This is a genomic window from Mycobacterium sp., from assembly GCF_049280035.1.
GTDB lineage: Bacteria > Actinomycetota > Actinomycetes > Mycobacteriales > Mycobacteriaceae > Mycobacterium.
In genome coordinates this window covers 1-3,299 of the sequence record NZ_JBAPPI010000842.1, presented here as the reverse complement: position 1 = coordinate 3,299, position 3,299 = coordinate 1, and the positions used below count along the sequence as shown (strand labels likewise).

Here is a 3,299-nt window from a genome sequence, read left to right as displayed (position 1 = left end):
GCGTTCGATCGCAATGCGATTCGAGGCGCGCAGCGCGTGGTAGAGCACCGTGTAGAAGTAGATGTTGGTGAAGTCGATGCCCTCTTCGGACCCGTAGTAGACGCGTTCGCGGGCCAGGTACCCGTGCAGGTTCATCTGCCCCAGGCCGATGGCGTGCGAGTCGTTGTTGCCCTGCTCGATCGAGGGCACCGACCAGATGTGGGTCTGGTCGCTCACCGCGGTCAGCGCGCGGATCGCCACCTCGATGGTCTGGGCGAAGTCCGGCGAGTCCATCGTCTTGGCGATGTTCAGCGAACCGAGGTTGCACGAAATATCTTTGCCCACTTTGGCATACGTGAGATCCTCGTTGAACAACGACGGCGTGGACACCTGCAAGATCTCCGAGCACAGGTTGGAGTGGGTGATCTTGCCCTCGATCGGGTTGGCCCGGTTAACCGTGTCCTCGAACATGATGTAGGGATAACCCGACTCGAATTGCAACTCGGCCAAGGTCTGAAAGAACTCGCGGGCCTTGATCTTGGTCTTGCGGATGCGCGCGTCGTCGACCATCTCGTAGTACTTCTCGGTGACCGAGACATCGGCGAACGGCACACCGTAGACCCGTTCGACGTCGTACGGCGAGAACAGGTACATGTCTTCGTTGTTCTTGGCCAACTCGAAGGTGATATCCGGAATCACCACACCCAGGCTCAGCGTCTTGATCCGGATCTTCTCGTCGGCGTTCTCCCGCTTGGTGTCCAGGAAGCGGTAAATGTCCGGGTGATGGGCGTGCAGGTAGACCGCGCCGGCACCTTGGCGCGCGCCGAGCTGGTTGGCGTAGGAGAAAGAGTCCTCCAGCAGCTTCATGATCGGGATGACCCCGGAAGACTGGTTCTCGATATTCTTGATCGGCGCGCCGTGCTCGCGAATGTTGCTCAGCAGCAACGCGACTCCCCCGCCCCGCTTGGACAGCTGTAGCGCGGAGTTGATCGAGCGCCCGATCGATTCCATGTTGTCTTCGATGCGAAGGAGAAAACAATTGTGGACGACAGTGCCGCGAATCGTGTAGGTGTGCGTGCCCTCGACATGAAGGTTATACACCTTCTCCGGCACTTGCTGCGTGCGCTTCAGTTCGCGGATTCCATACACGTGCCGCCCATGCACGACCTGGTAAGTCTTACGCAAGGACCCTTTTTGTCCCACGTAGTTATGCAGGTTCTTGCCGACCTCGAAAATGAACTCTTCATTGGTGCCGGGCAGCCCGGGGATCAAGAGCTGCCCCGTCACGTTCCCTGCTTGATTGACGTACTGGCGGACCCTGGACACGACCCCCAACCGGCGCGCAATGAGCTGCACCTGATCGATCAATTCCGGGTTGACCAGGTCGAGCACCATTCCGCCGGTGGTACAGCACCCGTCGCCGCGGAACAACCCGTCCAACAGCCCACGCTGGAATTCGTGGTCGGCGGTCAAGACATCATGTGACAACCGCTTCGAGCGGTAGCCAGTTCCAACCAGGGAAAGAAACAGCGACGACACGACCTTGCTGTTGCAGATCATCCGCACCGACTGGTCCGACACACTGTGGTGGACAGCGAGATCAGCGGCGAATACTCGCTTGAACGCCGCGGCCAGCTCCTGCTGGTACTCGAGTTCGTGTGCACCAACGGTGAAGTGAATACCGTTGGGCAGCAAGCCGTCCGATCCTGATCGCTTGGAAACGTGGCCTTCTGCGAGGTACCAGCCCAAGATGAGGCCGAGGTCGTACGACTCCTCGACATAGCGGTTTACCGAGACGAAGCGCATGAAGTGACGCTGCTTGCTGCGGTGTTTCGCGTCGGAGTTCACCTTTCGAATGAGCCCGTCAACTTCTTCGTACACGCCTGCGCCAACATACTTCATCAGATCGTACACGCGCCGCTCGCGTCCCTCGAGCGGTGCTGCTGTAACGATGAAGTCTTCTGCGTGAACGTCTTTGGCAGCCAGCCATACAAATCCATTGAACGGATCGGCACCATCGCCGTCGATGAGACTCTCGACCTCGCGCGTCGTCCAGACGAGAATCGGATGCTCCGGAGTGCATCGGATCGGCTTTGCGTGCCCGAAGTGTGAGATCGATACCAGCGCTTGGTCATTCGAGTTCTCGACAACGGATTCGACTTTGGAAAAGGACCCGTCGTGCGAGAGCACCCGGGTACCTGCCCGCAAAGTCTCGATCGCCTTCGGCCCCTCGGGGGTGTCCACCGGCGTTCCAGCTGGAAAACAGCTCACCGGCTCGCCACGCTGCTTTTTGCCCGAGTTGAGGAAGGTCGGAGTGGCCGGCTGGAACCGGCCGTCGATGATCTCGTCGACGAGCTTCTCGGCCAGTGCGGTGTCGCCGGCGGCCAGGGTCAGCGCGACCATCACGACCCGGTCTTCGAAGCGCTCCAGATACCGCTTGCCGTCGAAGGTCTTCAACGTATAGGAGGTGTAGTACTTGAACGCGCCCAGGAACGTCGGGAACCGGAACTTCTTGGCATACGCGCGATCCAGCAGCGTCTTGACGAAGTTGCGTGAGTACTCGTCGAGAACCTCACGCTCGTAATAGTTCTCGCGGATCAGATAGTCGAGCTTTTCGTCCTGGTTGTGGAAGAAGACAGTGTTCTGATTGACGTGCTGCAGAAAGTACTGGTGTGCAGCCTCGCGGTCCTTCTCGAACTGAATCTTGCCGTCTGCGTCGTACAGATTCAGCATCGCATTGAGCGCGTGGTAGTCCGTCTCCGGCGGGCCTCCCGGAAGGGAGGGGTGGGTGCCGGCGGTTACAGGCTCTGCAGCGACGGTTGTTGGCACGTCTGTTCCTTCCAGAAGTCAGCGAGACCGGCGCGGACGGCATCCACGTCGTCCGGGGTTCCCATCAGTTCGAAGCGGTAGAGGTAGGGAACGCCACACTTGCGGGAGACCACGTCGCCCGCGTAGGCGAATTCGGTACCGAAGTTGTTGTTGCCTGCGGCGATGACGCCGCGGATCAACGACCGGTTGTGCTCGTTGTTCAAAAAGGCGATGACCTGTTTGGGGACATACCCACCGTCGTTGATGTTCGGAGTCACGCGCCCGCCGCCGTAGGTCGGCAACACCAGCACATACGGCTGGTTCACCTCGATGCCGCCGTGCAGCGGTATCCGCGTCGCCGGGATACCCAGCTTCTGCACGAAGCGGTGGGTGTTCTCCGACACGCTGGAGAAATAGACCACGTTGGAGGACGGCACGGCGATCCACTCCCTAGTTCTACTGCGCCGTCTGCCGGTTACGCGCTCAGCACGGCTCCGGCGAGCCCTTTGATC

Annotated in this window: 1 protein-coding gene and 3 pseudogenes; all 4 read right to left on the bottom strand. The window is 59.9% G+C overall.

All coding sequences use genetic code 11. The annotated features are described in order from the left end of the window. Positions 1–1,020, bottom strand: a pseudogene (locus tag WAN71_RS26945) (ribonucleoside-diphosphate reductase subunit alpha); the annotation flags it as partial. Continuing rightward, positions 1,021–2,250: pseudogene (locus tag WAN71_RS26940) on the bottom strand (LAGLIDADG family homing endonuclease); the annotation flags it as partial. Beyond that, positions 2,239–2,808, bottom strand: a pseudogene (locus WAN71_RS26935) (ribonucleotide reductase N-terminal alpha domain-containing protein); the annotation flags it as partial. The pseudogenes WAN71_RS26940 and WAN71_RS26935, both read right to left, overlap by 12 nt. After that, positions 2,778–3,230 carry a class Ib ribonucleoside-diphosphate reductase assembly flavoprotein NrdI gene (gene nrdI / locus WAN71_RS26930; RefSeq protein WP_422228250.1) on the bottom strand — a complete coding sequence of 151 codons (453 nt, stop codon included), beginning with the start codon at positions 3,228–3,230 and terminating at the stop codon, positions 2,778–2,780. The gene nrdI and the pseudogene WAN71_RS26935, both read right to left, overlap by 31 nt. Positions 3,231–3,299 lie beyond the last annotated feature (69 nt).